Source organism: Turicimonas muris, from assembly GCF_002221595.1.
Taxonomy (GTDB): Bacteria; Pseudomonadota; Gammaproteobacteria; order Burkholderiales; family Burkholderiaceae_F; genus Turicimonas; species Turicimonas muris.
Genome location: NZ_NHMP01000002.1, coordinates 65,808 through 80,871, shown reverse-complemented (window position 1 = coordinate 80,871; position 15,064 = coordinate 65,808). Strand labels below are relative to the sequence as shown.

The window sequence follows — 15,064 nt, the reverse complement described above, 5'->3', positions numbered from 1 at the left end:
TCCATTTCTTGATTGCCATAAAAAGGTTTCTCACGACATGTTTGAGAAACCTCTTCTCGTATTTACAACTTCTTCATCAGGTCGGTCTTTCTATTCCGGAAGAATAGGATTTTGAACTTCGACCATGTTAATGGATAGGCCTTATATTCACTTTCCTTCAGTCAAGCATCTAAATAACACCCCGTACTTCAAACGTACTTTATTCACAGAAACTTTGTCTGACTATTAAGCTCAGGGTTAAAAACTAGCCACGAAATTGTTGTGTAATCTTGTACAAACAAGGATAATACCCACCTTTTCAGATGAAGCGTCTAGATTTTTCTCTCCTGTCGGTAGGAGAATTAGCAGCTAAATTAGGTGTTGCATCAGCAACCATTCGCCGCTGGTGCCGTGCCGGTAAATTGACGGAGACCCTCCGAACTGTCGGGAACCTTCGTCGTTTTGCCTCTTGCTCTTTCTCTCATTTAATAAAAAAAGAGGAACGCCGCAGCATCGGGTACGCCCGAGTCTCCAGCCACGATCAAAAATCTGACCTTCAGTCCCAAATTCAACGTCTTAAAGACAGTGGCTGCGATGAAGTTATCTCTGACCTCGTCTCCGGATTAAACTGCAAAAAGCCGGGACTGAAGAAGCTTTTGGAGGCCATCTGGGGCCGTACTGTGAGCTCTCTTACTTTGAGGCATGCCGATCGTCTTTTACGGTTCGGAAAGGAGTTAGTTTTCTACCGGTGCAAACAGTTTAATGTCTCGATTCAGATTCTCGATGACCCGGAAGGCGAAGCCTTTGAAACTGAACTGGTTAAGGATGTAATTACGCTGATGACTGTGTTCTCGGCCCGTCTTTATGGCAAAAGAAGCTGGAAGAATCGACGGGCTCTAGAACAAACTCAATCGAATTCTGTGCCAATTGGCAATTAGATGAACTCCTTACCGACAGATACCCCCTGTTTCGTGTAAAGTGGGGGGATGAAGACCGTAAATTCTTTACCATTGACAGTAACGCGATTGTTCGCACCGATTCCTCCTGAGACTCAGGCGGAGTTGGATTTGTTATGTGAGCTTTACGGTAGAACATTGCAGAAGTTTCAAATGGCTTTCTGCACTCACGAGCTCAGACAAAAAGTTTGGAACTGGCGTGCCTTTAGAGATGAAATTGTTTATTGCCTAAATCTTCCGCAGCCGAAGTTCGAAACTTTGCTTGAAGATCTCAAAGCGCAAGGGAAACGAGCTCAAACAGAACTTTTGAAGTTTCTGCGTTCTCAGCAGAGCTCAGAAGGACCTCACCTGCAGGCCCGTCATTGGAAACTGTGCTTAGAAGAGGCGAGCCAAGGACTTCGAACTTATTGGCAGACTGTAAAAGCAGAATTAAAAAGACAATGGGGAAGGTTTTTCGGCCGATATTCCAACGAGCCTAAAACACTTATCTATATCAATTGGATTTTAAGAGAGACTGAGCCGCAGTTTTATATGGCTTCTCAAGGAAAAGTTCCATATCCTCAACCTCCTAAGCTCAATCCAAAAGAAAAAGATGCCGAGGAGAGATACCGGAAGCGCCTGACAGCCTTTGAGAAGCTGAAAAAAGACATTGAAACTGTTAAGAGGTATGCCGTTGCCAAACGGGTCTATTGCGCAATTAAGAAAGTTCGTAAAAAGATACGGCTTCCCCACTGCCGGCTTACTTCCAACAGAGCAGACTTTGACAGCAGCTGCTGGAGATTAAATTCTAAAGACCAGAATGAGTTAAGGCTGATGTCATATGCAGAAGGGGCTAAGAAGCGCCAGCTGATTGCTTTGCGTATCCTTGGCAAAGGAGCACTCAGAGGAACTATTCAGCTCATTAAAAAACTCGACGTTTACGAACTGAGAGTTTGCCGTGAAGCCTTATGCAAACCGGAAAGGACTGAAGGAGAGATTGTTGGCTTCGATACCGGTTATACGGAAGTCGCAGCTTTAAGCAACGGAGCTTTTATCGGTCAAAAGTTCGGAGAGAAACTTACCCGATATTCAGATTACTGCAAGGAAAAAGGTCAGAAGAGAAATAAACTTTGGGCTAAAGCCAAAGAGTTAGAAAGCTCGGCTAAAGAGAAAGATAGGAGAAAAGCACAAAATATATTTAAACATAACCTTGGCCGCAAAAAACACAATGCGAAATATCGAAGAGCGCAAGACTCAATCAAGCAAGAAATCAATAAAGCGATAAATTCCATTGTGCAAGGCAAAGGAGACGGCTTAGATGGCGTAAAAGTCAAAGAGCTCGTCATAGAAAAGCTCTCTGCTCATATGGGGAAGACAAGAAGTAAAAACTGGAACCGAAGGCTGTCAAGCTGGGCCCGAGGATATATCCGGCAGTGTCTTGAGCAGAAATGCAAACAGTTTGGCATCAGGCTTACTCAGGTAAATGCGTGTCACAGCTCTCGAGTTTGTCCAGCTTGTTTTTACCCATCCAAAGAAAACAGAGTCTCGACAGATCGTGTGAAGTGCCGTCAATGCGGCTATGAGGGCCACGCTGATACGTGTGCTGCGAAGGAAATATTACGCAGACGAAGCGGGGAGATACCGCTGTACGCCCCGCCCGGCAAGGTATTTGAGATGCTGATGGTGCAGTACAAACGCGGGTTGGAAGTGCCTCAGGCACCACCGTTTTCCTGCAAGACTCAACTTAATGAGAGCGAAGGGGAGAAGAAAAGCTTATGATTCTCGCGATGATCAAGTTTTTTCAACTTCTCAAAAACGGTGCCGGTTGGAATAAAGACGTTGAAAAAGCAACTCAAGACCAGCACATCAAAGACGGCAAAGCCAATTCTCTCGACGAACTAGCTCAGAAGATGGGAATTCCGGCTGAAGGTTTGAAGAAGACAGTTGCCCGTTACAACGAATTGTGCGAAAAGGGCGTTGACGAAGACTTCGGTAAGCGCAAAGTCTTGATGACTCCAATCCTCAAGGCACCGTTCTATGCCGGCAAACTTTCCAGCTCCTTATTGGCAATGAGCGGGGGCCTCCATACTGATCCGTCACTGTTGGTCTTGGATGTTAACGACAAACCAATCGAAGGCTTGTATGTTTGCGGTGCAGCAGCCGGCGAATACTTCGGTTCCGACGACTACCCAACAATCTGTCCGGGTATGAACCACGGCCGCTGCCTTACATTCGGCCGTTTAGCGGGCATTATGGCTGCCGGCGGTGACATTGATAAGTCAGTCAAATCTATGCAGTTTGAAGCTTAATTGACCTTGATTAGTGCTTTACCGAAGAAGCACTAAAAAGAATTTTTCACAAAGGCTGAGGATGTTTGTTCTTGGCCCTTTTGCAATTGAGAACAAAGAGTTAGGGGCTGCAATTGTTTGGAGTTGTGATCTTTTTTTACTCTGACTCCGAGTAAATTGAATCACACAATCCGATAATTGAAGAACTTAGTTGGAAGTCATTGTTAATGCAGAGAAAAAAATGTTGACACTTAGATGTCGAGTTTTCGGGAAGTGATCTATCCAATCGATGGAATTGCATGCAAATAACGATTAATATCTTGGTTCTATCAAAAAGGATTGAATAGATGCAGCCTCAATTAGACACTTCTTCACTGCCGAAAATTCCTGAATGGAAAAAGGTAAAAGACTTCGAAGATATCATTTACGAAAAAAGTGATGAAGGCATTGCCAAGATCACGATTAATCGTCCCCAAGTCAGAAACGCTTTCCGTCCTCTGACCGTCCGAGAAATGGAACAGGCTTTGGCCGATGCCAGAGACGATGAAAATGTCGGCGTGATCATTTTGACCGGTCAAGGCAAAGATGCGTTCTGTTCCGGCGGAGACCAGAAGGTTAGAAGTACCGGAGGTTATGTCGGTTCCGACGGGGTACCTCGTTTGAACGTTTTAGATTTCCAAAGACAAATCAGAACTTGTCCGAAACCCGTTATTGCGATGGTTGCAGGATGGTGCGTAGGCGGCGGTCATGTTCTGCATATGATTTGCGACCTGACTATCGCAGCGGACAACGCCAGATTCGGTCAGACAGGTCCTAAGGTCGGCTCTTTTGACGGAGGGTGGGGCGCATCTTATATGGCTAGAATTGTTGGGCAGAAGAAAGCTCGTGAAATTTGGTTCTTGGCCCGCTTCTACGATGCTAAAGAAGCTTTGGACATGGGGTTGGTCAACAAGGTTGTTCCGTACGAAGATCTTGAAGCTGAAACCGTTCAGTGGTGCAGAGAAATTCTTGCCAATTCTCCGCTTGCCATCCGCTGCTTGAAGTCTGCTTTGAATGCTGACTGCGACGGCCAGGCTGGTTTGCAGGAGTTGGCCGGAAATGCGACATTGCTTTTCTACATGACCGAAGAAGGTAAAGAAGGTAAAGAAGCTTTCTTGGAAAAACGCCGTCCTAACTTCAAGAAGTTTCCTCGTCTTCCGTAAACTCTGTTTCATGACACTCGACCTTTTATCTGTCAGGAGAGCAGCAGAGGAATTCCCCCAGCGTTTGGCTATTAGAAGGAGCCTCGCTGAAGGGGGAGACTTGTCTTTTTCTCAACTGGCAGAATTAGTCGAACAACGAATTGCTGAGATTGAACAAGAAGGACGTACCAAAATTTATCCTTTGGTCGTCCATCCTAATACGGATTCCTTGGTTTCGGTTTATGCCCTGCTAGAGCTCCATACTCCCATTCTTGTCCTTCATCCGTCTCTTACCGAGACGGAAAAGCAAAGGTTCTTGGCTCAAGTCGATACTTTCACCGATCCGCTTCCAGAAGACACTGCAATTATTGTTTTTACTTCCGGAACAACCGGGAAGCCCAAAGCGACCATTCTGACCAGAAAAGCTCTTATCAGCAGTGCTCAGTCAAGTGCCAAGAATATTCCTTTGGAAGAAGGTGATGTTTGGCAGCTAAGTATTGCCCCGGCTCGAATCGGAGGTTTTTCTATTGTCAGCCGCAGTTTGATTGCCCGCACCGCAATCTCTTTTGCTCCTAAATTCTCTGCTAAGGCCTATACGGAGAGCTGGGATAGGGACGGAGTTACTTTGTCGTCTATCGTTCCTACAATGCTGATAAAGGTACTGGAGGATTGTCCTGAGTGGCGCCCGAGTAAAAACTTTAAAACCTTCTTGGTTGGGGGAGCTGCAACTTCTGACAAATCACGAAAACTGGCTTTTGAACGTCATCTTCCTCTCGTGATGACTTACGGCATGACTGAGACCGCGAGTAACGTCGTCAGTACGCCTTTTGAGATGAGATACTCCATCACCAAAGGCAACGGCAAAATCAATCCCGGGGCCGAGATAAAAATCGTTGACGGCCGGGTATTGATAAGAGGACCGATGCTCCTTGAGGGTTATTGGGGAAGAGAAACTAAGGATGAAAACGGATGGTTTGATTCCGGAGATTTAGGACACATCGACGAAGAAGGGTACGTCTACGTCAAAGGACGAGCAAAAGACGTTATCCTTTCCGGCGGGGACAATGTGTATCCGCAGGAAGTTGAAGAAGCACTGGAGAACATTCCGGGTATTAAGCAGGCTTTGGTTCTCGGCAAACCGGACGAAACTTGGGGAGCTATCGTTACAGCACTTCTAGTTCCCGAGAATGAGGCCAGTAAGCCCGAGGCAAAGGATATTGTTTTTGGTTTGTCCAACGTACTTGCAACCTACAAGTCTCCTCGACTTATTTCTTGGGTCCGGCAGCTCCCTGTTAATGCTTCCGGCAAACTAAACCGCAGACCCGAGGTTCTTGAAGGGCTGACTTTTGAAGTTCTTCACTACACCGCCAAAAATAAATAAGGCCTGCATCCCACAGGCCTTATCGCTATCGTATCAGCTTATTTTTTCTCGGTTTCAAGAGGAACCGGAACGAAGATTCTTTGACCTTTTCTGTCAATCAGAAGAGGAATGGAAGTACCGGCTTTTTCCAATACTTTCTTTAAATCGTCAGCGGTTTTAAGTTTCTTGCCGCCTGCGCTGAGAATGATATCTCCGGTTTGAATACCGGCTTCTGCAGCGGGGCCTTCAACCGTGTCAACAACAATACCGGAAGAATGCTTTTTCTTTTCCAGATCATTGAGCGGACGTGTAGACAGTCCTAAACGATCAACGGAAGAGTTAGACGGTGCTGTGTTCTTGAAGTTAAGTTTGCCGTCTACAGGCATTTCATCGACAGTCATTGTTAATTCAGTCGGTTTCCCTTCTCGGAGGACGATAACCTTCACCTTTGAACCCGGCTTGGTTGCGGCGACAGCTTGAGAAAGCTTGGCCATTTCGTCAATCTTCTGGCCGTTGAATTCAATGATGACATCTCCTTCTTTCATACCGGCTTTTTCTGCAGGGCCTTTCTCTTCAATCTGAACGACTAAGGCACCTTTTTCGTCTTTCAATCCGAAGCTTTTAGCCAATTCAGGAGTCATCGCTTGCATCATTACGCCGATTCTGCCCCTGGAGACCTTTCCGTCTTTGATTAGCTGGTCTTTGATTTGGATTGCTAAGTCAATAGGAATCGCAAAAGACAAGCCCATGAAGCCGCCCGAGGTGGAGAAAATCTGAGAGTTGATGCCGATGACTTCACCTTTCATATTGAAGAGCGGACCGCCGGAGTTTCCGGGGTTAACAGCCACGTCAGTCTGAATAAACGGGACGAACTGATCATCCGGCAGATTACGGCTTTTGGCTGAAACGATACCGGCTGTGACGGTGTTGTCTAAACCGAATGGCGCTCCAATAGCGGCAACCCATTCACCGACTTTTACCTTATCGGAGTTTCCGATTTTGACTGTGGGCAAGTCTTTAGCTTCAATCTTGATGACTGCTACGTCGGTCTTTTGATCGCTGCCGATGACTTTGGCCTTGAGTTTCCTTTTATCTGTGAGATGAACGGTGAGCTCATCCGCACCGTCAACAACGTGATGGTTGGTCAGAATATAGCCGTCAGGAGAAATAATGAAGCCTGACCCCTGGCCGTGTCTTTCGGGAGTGCCGAAGCTTGGGAAATCATCGCCGAACGGGAAGGGGAAGCCGAATTTTCTTAGTTCTTCGAACGGATCTTGACCTCTCGGACGTTTGTTTTTTGTAACTTTTTTGGCTTTTTTCAGTGTTTCGATGCTGACAACTGCTTTGCCATTATCTTCCACTAACTTAGAGAAATCAGGTAAAGCTGCAATGAGTTGAGTCGGACTGACTTCCTGAGCGTTTGCAGTAGGAAGAAACGTACCTAGGGCCGCTGCTGAGGAAAAAACAAAAGAGAATGCAACAGCAGAAGCAACGAGTGATCTTTTAAGAGAAGTAGAAGTCATAAGTGTTTTACTCTTCTAATTTGTAAAAAGTTCTATCGTTTCATCATCAATAAAATTTCTTAAATTTGGCTTAAGAAAATTGAGATCTCTGTAAGCAATTATGCCTTTTAGCGCAAATACAAAACTGTCTGTAAAACCCGTCTGCAAGTTCTCCTCAAGGCACACATGTCCCCGTATTGGATGAAAAAAGTTTTTTAGCAGGCAACTAAAAATTAATATCCGAGATATAGACATTTTTAATGAGAGGCTTAAATTGAAAAAAGTTGTTTGTCTGCTGGCTGCAGCAATGCTTTGCCTAGGTTTGACCGCTTGCAATACCGTTAAGGGCGTAGGCCAAGATGTTTCTGCGGTTGGCGGTGATATAGATTCAGCTGCTACAGCAGTTCAAAATAAGATGTAATGCGTTTTAGTCCGAACAATTAACTTATCCGAAAGGAATTATTATGAAAAAGTTTGGAATTACAGCAATTCTCGTTGCATTCGTTCTTGCTATCGCAGGGTGCAATACTGTAAAAGGTATTGGTAAAGACGTCTCCGCCGCTGGAGAAGGAATCAATAAAGGCGCAACTGCTGTATCCAATAAACTCTAGAACTAGTTATCAGAATATTCGTCGTCAGCTTCGTCCTGATTTTCGGATCTCTGTTTTTGGGTCGCGGGAAAAGAAATCTTAAATGTGATGCCTTTCCCGTCCAGACCGTCTTCTAGCGACGGTTTGCCGCCGTGCAGTTCTGCAACTCGTCTGACAATTGCCAGACCGATGCCGGTTCCCGGGATTGTTTTTGTTCCTTCGACACGATAGAACCTTTCAAAAATTCTTGCTCTTTCGGACTCCGGGATGCCGGGACCGTCGTCTGAGACTTCAACAATACCGTTGCCGTCCTCGATGCCGGTCGCAATTCTGATGTGGCCGCCTTTAGGCGTATATCGAATGGCGTTATCGCACAGATTTGTGATCATGAGCTGTAAAGCATCTTTATTGCCGAAAACAATCGCTTTGCTTTTTTCGAGGGTCGAAATCTCAATGCCCTTTTGTTCAGCGACTACGCTGATTTCATCTTGGATGCTTGTTGCCAATGCATGAAGGTCTAGTGGCGCCATAGGTTTTTCGGAATTGTCCGGATCTAAACGCGCCATCGTCAGCAACTGAGTTACAAGACGGGTTGCTCTTTTAATGCCTTCTTTTAAGCGTCCGAATGCTTTTGCCTTGGCTTCTTCGGTTTTAGCTCTTTCTGCCAGTTGAATTTGAAGATTTAGGGCCGTCAGAGGCGTTCTTAATTCATGGGCAGCGTCGGAGGCAAAACGGCTTTGCAGTTTGAAACTGTCGGATAGGCGAGCGAGCAAATCGTTCAAAGAATTTACCAAAGGGGCTAACTCTACAGGCATCCCTTTCATAGAAAGAGGCTGCAGGGAGGTAGGAGAGCGTCTGGCAATGGCCCGGGAAGCTCCCTCAAGGCTCGAGAATCCGTGACGGATGAAAATCCATAGAATCAAAGCGATCACCGGAACAGCTACTACCAGCGGAATAAGGATAGGTTTGGCGGTTTTAATGGCGACCTCGCTTCTCAGAACGGCTGGCTGAGCCACTTCCACAATCTGACCTGTAAAGTTTTGAGAGGTATAAAGCCTCCAGGGTCGGCCGTCGATGAGAATATCCGAAAAGCCGGTTCGTTCAGCTATCGGCAGTTTCTCCATATTGCGGGAGATAAAGGTTATTCCGCTGATGGGATCATGAATTTGTACCACCAGACTATCATCAGCAGGTAGAAGAGCACCTTTTTTTAGAAAAGGGATTTCTCCGCTGTGGATGGAGTTGAGCGAAAGCGCAACCTGCTTTAAGGAATTGTCCAGAAGCCTGTCGACCTGCTGCTGAACGGCAAAATAGGTAGCAAGACCTTCACAGAAGGTGCTGAATAAAAGAACGACAATAACGGACGCTAGAAGCCGTTTTCGGATGGAGAACAATTAGGTCTCCAGAATATAGCCAACGCCTCTGACAGTTTTAATACTGTCTTCCGAGAGTTTTTTCCGCAAGTGGTGGATATGAACCTCAATAGCATTAGAGCCAATCAAGGAATCGTAGTTGTAAAGTTTTTCTTCCAACTGAGCGCGCGAGAGAACGATGCCTTTTCTTTCAGCCAGAGCAAAGAGCAGAGCATATTCTTTACTTGAAAGGATGATGGATTGACCGTCAAATAAAACTTCACGAGTAGTTGGATTAATTGTTAAACGACCTCTTTCGATGATTGGATCTGCACGTCCTGCAGAGCGCCTCAGAAGGGCTCTGACACGAGCATTTAATTCGTCTAAATCATAAGGCTTAATAAGATAGTCATCTGCTCCCGCATCGAGACCTTCAATTTTGTCATTAACGGTGTCTCGGGCGGTTGTAATGAGAACCGGTGTATGGTTTTTCTTGCGTCTCATGTCTTTTAAGACATTAAGTCCGTCCTTGCCCGGGAGACCAAGATCAAGAATTACGATTCCGAATGAAGTGGTATCCAGAGCGATAGTTGCAGAGCCCCCGTCCTTCACCCAGTCAACGGCATAGCCTTCCGATTTGAGCCCGTCGACGACGGCCTCACCGATCATTTCATCGTCTTCAACCAATAGAACGCGCATAGTTTTCTCCAAACATCTTCTCGGGATTATCTCATGATGAGGAAGATATGGGTATCCATATTCATATTAAGTTGCGATTGAGAAAGCATTAATTATATTTTGTTGCGGACAAAATACGAGTCAACAAAGAAAACAAAGATCAGGAAAGAATCTCGAAAGTTCTTTCCAGGAATTAATAAAAATAAGGCCTACAATGGCGCCCAGCTACGAATCATTGAAGACGGGGACAGACGCAGTTTTTGTGAGAGGATGTTTTGATTTAATTCAATTTCCGAACTTTTCCAGAGTCAATAAAATCACGTTCCTAAAAATACCTTCCAAAAGAAAGCAAGTGATATTTTTGGTGTTTAATGAACCCTGGAATTTAATGGAGTAAACCATGTCCGATTATCAAGTGATGGACCAACAGCAGCCGAATTTTCCGGTTAATCAGGTTCCTCGCAATTTAGTTACCGTTACGCAGATAGTATATTTTCTGCACGGCCTTTCCATTGTGCTCGGAGTTTTTTCCGGAGCCTCTATTGCCACTGCATTCGTATTCGGTTGGCCGTCCATTATTGCTGTCATCATTAACTACGTCAAAAGAAGTGACGTGCAAGGTACTTACTTGGCCAGTCACTTTACTTGGCAGATTAGAACGTTCTGGTATGCGTTCTGGTGGATTATCTTTGTATGGGTTGTCGGCTTTTTCTTAGCTTTCATCCTTGTTCCTGAGTTTGATACCGAAACCCCCTTATTTTCATAATTACTATCTGAAAATAAAAGGAAAATCTCTCTTGACTTTTTTTGGTTATATGTAGTAAAATAATGGTAATAGTATAGAGAGGGGTTTATGCGTTACCACGTCATGTACAGTTCTAATAAAGAGGGGAATCGAAGTGTCTATATCGCTTCCTCCTACAGAAATGAAAAAGGACAAGCCCGGAAAAATATTTATCGCAAATGTGGAAATGAGAAGATGCTGCTTGCGGCAGACCCTCTTGCTATACAAAAAATTAAAGCCGAGGTTGAAGCTCTTAATCGTGAGGCTGCAGCAACTGATCTAAACCAAAGGATGGTTTTAAATAAAAATATTAAAGATCAACTTCTCAAAGAAGCTAAGGACGGCCTGAGCTTAAAAGGAGAAAAGCCGGCGTTACGAGGTCTTGGGTTGGTGGTTTTAAGTCGGCTTTGGAATGAACTTAAACTGCCTTACAAGCTCACTTATCTTAAAAATGGTACGAACGTTCAGTTCGATTTTTCTGAAGTTGTCCGCCAACTGTGTCTTACAAGAATTTTATCCCCTTGGTCAAAGGCTAAAACCAAACGCTTAGTACCAGTCACATATCTCGGTGCTAGGCCGCAGAACCTTTCCGATTACTACAATTGCTTAGATCTGCTCAGCGATAATAAAGAAGCCATTATCAAATATCTGAATAAAAAGCTTTTAGAACAAAATCCTCAACGAGACACGCGAGTGTGCCTCTATGACATTACTACTTACGCCTTTGAAAGCATTCGAGCCGACAGTCTTCGAGAATTCGGTTACTCAAAAGATAAAAAATTTAATGAAGTTCAGGTAGTTATGGCCTTAGCTGCTGACAAAGACGGACTGCCAGTCAGCTATAAACTCTATAAAGGCAATCAGGGAGAATCTCCGACGATGATTCCTTTTGTAGAAGAATTGAAAAAAACTTATGGGGTTGAAAAACTTGTAGTCGTGGCCGATAGGGGCCTTAACAACACGGCCAACATTCACTGCCTGGTCGAGCTTGGTCACGACTATGTATTCTCATCGAAGATTAGAAGCGCTTCCGAGGAAGTCAAGGCCGCTGCCCTTTGCCCGGAAGGAAGAATCTCATATACCGTGGTCGATGATGACGGGGTTGTGGAAGAAAACTGGTACAAAGAGGTCACGCTTGAAACCAAAGTTAACTATCGTTATCCGGAGTTTGCAAAGGAGCATGATAATCCTGCAGAGATAGAACGGCTGGAGAAGATATTAAAGCCCTATGAAACTCGAGCTAAAAATAAGAGAAAAAAAGGAACGCTCAAGCGCAGGTACATCGTTACATTCTCTAAAAAGCGCTTTGATAAAGACAGACACGATAGACAAAAGTTTATTGATAAAGCAATAGGGCTAGTTACCCGTCCCTCTACCTTCACAGCGGAAATGAAAAAAGGAGGCAAGGGATTAGTTCGCGTTGAGATTGATAAAGAGAGTTTGAGTTTAGACGAGGAAAAGATCGTTGAGCAGGAGAAGTTCGATGGAATGCATGTGATAGAGACTTCACTGGAAGATCCTGTAGAGGAAATCCTAAGCATCTACAGAGAGCTCTGGCACATAGAGAGCAATTTCCGCCTCTTGAAAAGTCAATTAGAAGCACGACCGGTGTATGTGCGCACTGAGCAACACATCCGCGGTCATTTTCTTTGTTGTTATATCGCATTAGTAATTTCGCGTTTGCTCGAGTACAAGCTCAAATCCAACCAGACCCCAATTTCCATAGAGAAGATCGTGGAAAGTCTCAACGGACTAAGGACGACAAGAATCAAATTAGAGAGACTGCCGGCGGTCTATGCAACTACAGGGATTTCAGACGATGTAAAAAACATCTGCAAAGCCGTATCTATGCCGGTGCTAGAGGACTATGAAACCGCAGCAACCTTGAGAAGGAAACTGGGGCTATCCGGAGATTTGAACAGTTACTTCTCTATCGAGTGAACTACTACTACGAGGAATAAAAAAATGAAAAATTAGAGATACATTGAGGCCCAATAGATATAACAAAATTTCCTCAATTTATTCTCTGAAACTCAGGAGGAATTAATAAAAATAAGGCCTACAATGGCGCCCAGCTACGAATCATTGAAGACGGGGACAGACGCAGTTTTTGTGAGAGGATGTTTTGATTTAATTCAATTTCCGAACTTTTCCAGAGTCAATAAAATCACGTTCCTAAAAATACCTTCCAAAAGAAAGCAAGTGATATTTTTGGTGTTTAATGAACCCTGGAATTTAATGGAGTAAACCATGTCCGATTATCAAGTGATGGACCAACAGCAGCCGAATTTTCCGGTTAATCAGGTTCCTCGCAATTTAGTTACCGTTACGCAGATAGTATATTTTCTGCACGGCCTTTCCATTGTGCTCGGAGTTTTTTCCGGAGCCTCTATTGCCACTGCATTCGTATTCGGTTGGCCGTCCATTATTGCTGTCATCATTAACTACGTCAAAAGAAGTGACGTGCAAGGTACTTACTTGGCCAGTCACTTTACTTGGCAGATTAGAACGTTCTGGTATGCGTTCTGGTGGATTATCTTTGTATGGGTTGTCGGCTTTTTCTTAGCTTTCATCCTTGTTGGATTAGCCGTATGGTTCATCGGTTTTATTGTCCTGGGTATTTGGGTATGCTACCGCATTATACGTGGCTGGTTGAGATTGTCGGATGGCCTGCCGATGCCAATATACTAGTAAGCAGTTACTTACTTAAACGCATCAAAGATTGAAAAATTGGTCGGTTGGTAGTAGCTACCAATCGGCCATCGTGTATTGAGCTTTCGAATTCTATTGATTTAGGATTTTCCAGCCAGCTGTTTGTTCAGAAAGTATCTAGAAAAACTTCATCGGACTTTGAGCCAAGATAACTCCTCCGCAAATGATTACCAGAGGCCAGGCGACTAAGGGAGAAAAAATCACTCTTAGAATTCGGTTGTTTGGAACAAAGCCAACTCCGTAGACGAAGCAGAAGCTCATGCCTAACATCAGGCCTACCAACCAGCCGTGAGGAACCGAGTGCATATCCGTTGAAATGATTCTTGGAAATACGATGATGGTGCCGGCAATGGCTAATGCAAGTAAAAAAGAAAGTATTCTCATTCTTATCTGAAAAAGAAAATAATGCCCGGTTTGCACCGGGCCCGTTTCAAATTATTTATCGTTATCGATCTTTGTTGCGAAGTTTGCTGAGCCCCAGATCATGAGAACTAAGCAAGCCAACCATAAAAAGTAGATCATTATTTACTCCTTCGAGAGCCCCGAAGGGCTCGCCCCTTAATTAGTACAAGTTCTTAGAGTTATCTTGGATAACCTTCGGTGTAAGCTTGCCGCTCAATACTTTGTAAGCCCAGCCGGTGTAAAGAAGAACAATCGGCAGGAAAATCAAAGTAACGCAGAACATGACGAACAGTGTTGTATGAGAGCTTGTGCAGTCCCAGGCTGTCAAAGAAGAAGCCAGGTTTGTTGAGGACGGCATCAAGAACGGGAACATTGCTGCGAGCGGGGTAAATACTGTACCGATCATTGCTAAAGAAGAGCAGATGATGGCCCAACCAGCTTTCTTGCCGCTGATAAACAGGGAGGAGAGAACACCGCCTGCAACAGCAAGAACAGGAAGGACCCAGAGCACAGGATACTTAGCAAAGTTGGCAAACCAGGCACCGTCTTGAATTTCAACGGTCTTGTTGAGGGGATTTGGGAGCATTGCAGGATCAATGGCGGATGTGATGACATAACCCTTGATTCCGAAGTAGACCCAAATACCTGCCAAGATGAACAGGACTGCATAGAGGAAACCTGCAATCTGAGAGCACTTGGCTGCTTTACTTTGCAAATCTCCTACTGATCTCAAGACAAGGTAATTTGCACCCTGAGAAATGAAGATGCAGATAGAGACAATGCCGCAGAGAAGAGCGAACGGATTAAGAAGAGCCCAGAAAGAACCTGTATAGAAACTGCGCAGGTTATCGTCGAAGTGGAATGGAACGCCCTGAAGGAGGTTGCCGAAAGCCACACCGCAAACGATAGGAGGTACAACGCTGCCGACGAACAACAACCAGTCCCAAGTGCTTCTCCAAGTGGTGTTTTCCACTTTGCTTCTGTAGTCAAAACCGACTGGTCTGAAGAACAGAGCAAAGAGAACCAACAACATTGCCCAGTAGAAACCGGAGAAGGATGTTGCGTAAATCAACGGCCATGCAGCAAAAATAGCACCGCCGCCGGTAATGAACCAAACCTGGTTGCCGTCCCAGTGAGGGGCAACGGCATTAATCATGATGCGTTTTTCATCGTCGTTTTTTCCGAGGAACGGCAATAAGGTACCGATACCCATATCCTGGCCGTCCATAATGGCGAAACCGGCAAGGAGAACCCCGATAAACAACCACCATATAACTTTTAGTACTTCATAATCTAACATT

15 protein-coding genes are annotated in these 15,064 nt (G+C 44.8%); 10 read left to right on the top strand and 5 right to left on the bottom strand.

Annotation, left to right across the window (positions count from 1 at the left end; translation table 11 throughout):
* The first annotated feature begins 302 nt into the window (after positions 1-302).
* The 5 genes from ADH67_RS03690 to ADH67_RS03670 all read left to right on the top strand — a co-directional run bounded on the left by ADH67_RS03690 (position 303) and on the right by ADH67_RS03670 (position 5,764).
* On the top strand, positions 303-917 hold the full coding sequence (locus ADH67_RS03690) for an IS607 family transposase (protein WP_066594770.1): 615 nt from the start codon (positions 303-305) through the stop codon (positions 915-917).
* A 48-nt stretch (positions 918-965) separates the two neighbouring features.
* Complete coding sequence (locus tag ADH67_RS03685; RefSeq protein WP_066594772.1) at positions 966-2,693, top strand: zinc ribbon domain-containing protein; 1,728 nt, start codon at positions 966-968, stop codon at positions 2,691-2,693.
* On the top strand, positions 2,690-3,223 hold the full coding sequence (locus tag ADH67_RS03680) for an FAD-binding protein (protein ID WP_066594774.1): 534 nt from the start codon (positions 2,690-2,692) through the stop codon (positions 3,221-3,223). Before ADH67_RS03685 ends, ADH67_RS03680 begins: the two co-directional genes overlap by 4 nt.
* 326 nt (positions 3,224-3,549) lie before the next feature.
* Complete coding sequence (gene menB, locus ADH67_RS03675; RefSeq protein ID WP_066594776.1) at positions 3,550-4,404, top strand: 1,4-dihydroxy-2-naphthoyl-CoA synthase; 855 nt, start codon at positions 3,550-3,552, stop codon at positions 4,402-4,404.
* A gap of 100 nt (positions 4,405-4,504) precedes the next feature.
* The gene (locus ADH67_RS03670) at positions 4,505-5,764 is read left to right on the top strand and encodes an AMP-binding protein (protein ID WP_236578403.1); all 1,260 of its coding nucleotides are present in this window, start codon (positions 4,505-4,507) and stop codon (positions 5,762-5,764) included.
* A gap of 38 nt (positions 5,765-5,802) precedes the next feature.
* Here ADH67_RS03670 and ADH67_RS03665 read toward each other — a convergent pair whose 3' ends face one another.
* A complete protein-coding gene (locus tag ADH67_RS03665; protein ID WP_066594781.1) occupies positions 5,803-7,266 on the bottom strand; it encodes a DegQ family serine endoprotease in 1,464 nt (487 codons plus the stop codon).
* A gap of 253 nt (positions 7,267-7,519) precedes the next feature.
* On the opposite strand from ADH67_RS03665, the gene ADH67_RS03660 reads away from it, so the two are divergent.
* Positions 7,520-7,666 (top strand): entericidin A/B family lipoprotein, encoded by a 147-nt coding sequence (locus ADH67_RS03660; protein ID WP_084081559.1) that lies wholly within the window; start codon positions 7,520-7,522, stop codon positions 7,664-7,666.
* A 43-nt stretch (positions 7,667-7,709) separates the two neighbouring features.
* Positions 7,710-7,856: an entericidin A/B family lipoprotein gene (locus tag ADH67_RS03655; RefSeq protein ID WP_066594783.1), complete on the top strand. Its 147-nt coding sequence runs from the start codon at positions 7,710-7,712 to the stop codon at positions 7,854-7,856.
* A 2-nt stretch (positions 7,857-7,858) separates the two neighbouring features.
* Here the strand turns inward: ADH67_RS03655 and ADH67_RS03650 are convergent, their stop codons facing one another.
* Complete coding sequence (locus tag ADH67_RS03650; RefSeq protein ID WP_066594785.1) at positions 7,859-9,229, bottom strand: ATP-binding protein; 1,371 nt, start codon at positions 9,227-9,229, stop codon at positions 7,859-7,861.
* Complete coding sequence (locus ADH67_RS03645; protein ID WP_066594786.1) at positions 9,230-9,886, bottom strand: response regulator; 657 nt, start codon at positions 9,884-9,886, stop codon at positions 9,230-9,232.
* 379 nt (positions 9,887-10,265) lie between these two features.
* Between ADH67_RS03645 and ADH67_RS03640 the strand changes: the two genes are divergently transcribed.
* From ADH67_RS03640 to ADH67_RS03625, 3 genes are all read left to right on the top strand, one after another.
* Positions 10,266-10,631 (top strand): DUF4870 family protein, encoded by a 366-nt coding sequence (locus ADH67_RS03640; protein ID WP_201415691.1) that lies wholly within the window; start codon positions 10,266-10,268, stop codon positions 10,629-10,631.
* 87 nt (positions 10,632-10,718) lie between these two features.
* Positions 10,719-12,590, top strand: coding sequence for an IS1634 family transposase (locus ADH67_RS03635; protein WP_066591743.1), 1,872 nt, complete (start codon positions 10,719-10,721; stop codon positions 12,588-12,590).
* Positions 12,591-12,899: 309 nt separating this feature from the next.
* Complete coding sequence (locus ADH67_RS03625; RefSeq protein WP_236578404.1) at positions 12,900-13,340, top strand: DUF4870 family protein; 441 nt, start codon at positions 12,900-12,902, stop codon at positions 13,338-13,340.
* Positions 13,341-13,478: 138 nt separating this feature from the next.
* Here ADH67_RS03625 and ADH67_RS03620 read toward each other — a convergent pair whose 3' ends face one another.
* Together ADH67_RS03620 and cydB are read right to left on the bottom strand one after the other, a co-directional pair.
* On the bottom strand, positions 13,479-13,745 hold the full coding sequence (locus ADH67_RS03620) for a cyd operon YbgE family protein (RefSeq protein ID WP_066595991.1): 267 nt from the start codon (positions 13,743-13,745) through the stop codon (positions 13,479-13,481).
* Between the two features lie 178 nt (positions 13,746-13,923).
* Complete coding sequence (gene cydB / locus ADH67_RS03615; protein ID WP_066594788.1) at positions 13,924-15,063, bottom strand: cytochrome d ubiquinol oxidase subunit II; 1,140 nt, start codon at positions 15,061-15,063, stop codon at positions 13,924-13,926.
* Between the last annotated feature and the right edge of the window lies 1 nt (position 15,064).

Excerpts from the sequence above, each read along its gene's own strand:
- ADH67_RS03690 (WP_066594770.1), top strand. The coding sequence starts at position 303 with ATGAAGCGTCTAGATTTTTCTCTCCTGTCGGTAGGAGAATTAGCAGCT.
- ADH67_RS03685 (WP_066594772.1), top strand. The coding sequence starts at position 966 with ATGAAGACCGTAAATTCTTTACCATTGACAGTAACGCGATTGTTCGCA.
- ADH67_RS03680 (WP_066594774.1), top strand. The coding sequence starts at position 2,690 with ATGATTCTCGCGATGATCAAGTTTTTTCAACTTCTCAAAAACGGTGCC.
- menB (WP_066594776.1), top strand. The coding sequence starts at position 3,550 with ATGCAGCCTCAATTAGACACTTCTTCACTGCCGAAAATTCCTGAATGG.
- ADH67_RS03665 (WP_066594781.1), bottom strand. The coding sequence starts at position 7,266 with ATGACTTCTACTTCTCTTAAAAGATCACTCGTTGCTTCTGCTGTTGCA.
- ADH67_RS03655 (WP_066594783.1), top strand. The coding sequence starts at position 7,710 with ATGAAAAAGTTTGGAATTACAGCAATTCTCGTTGCATTCGTTCTTGCT.
- ADH67_RS03645 (WP_066594786.1), bottom strand. The coding sequence starts at position 9,886 with ATGCGCGTTCTATTGGTTGAAGACGATGAAATGATCGGTGAGGCCGTC.
- ADH67_RS03640 (WP_201415691.1), top strand. The coding sequence starts at position 10,266 with ATGTCCGATTATCAAGTGATGGACCAACAGCAGCCGAATTTTCCGGTT.
- ADH67_RS03635 (WP_066591743.1), top strand. The coding sequence starts at position 10,719 with ATGCGTTACCACGTCATGTACAGTTCTAATAAAGAGGGGAATCGAAGT.
- ADH67_RS03625 (WP_236578404.1), top strand. The coding sequence starts at position 12,900 with ATGTCCGATTATCAAGTGATGGACCAACAGCAGCCGAATTTTCCGGTT.
- ADH67_RS03620 (WP_066595991.1), bottom strand. The coding sequence starts at position 13,745 with ATGAGAATACTTTCTTTTTTACTTGCATTAGCCATTGCCGGCACCATC.
- cydB (WP_066594788.1), bottom strand. The coding sequence starts at position 15,063 with ATGTTAGATTATGAAGTACTAAAAGTTATATGGTGGTTGTTTATCGGG.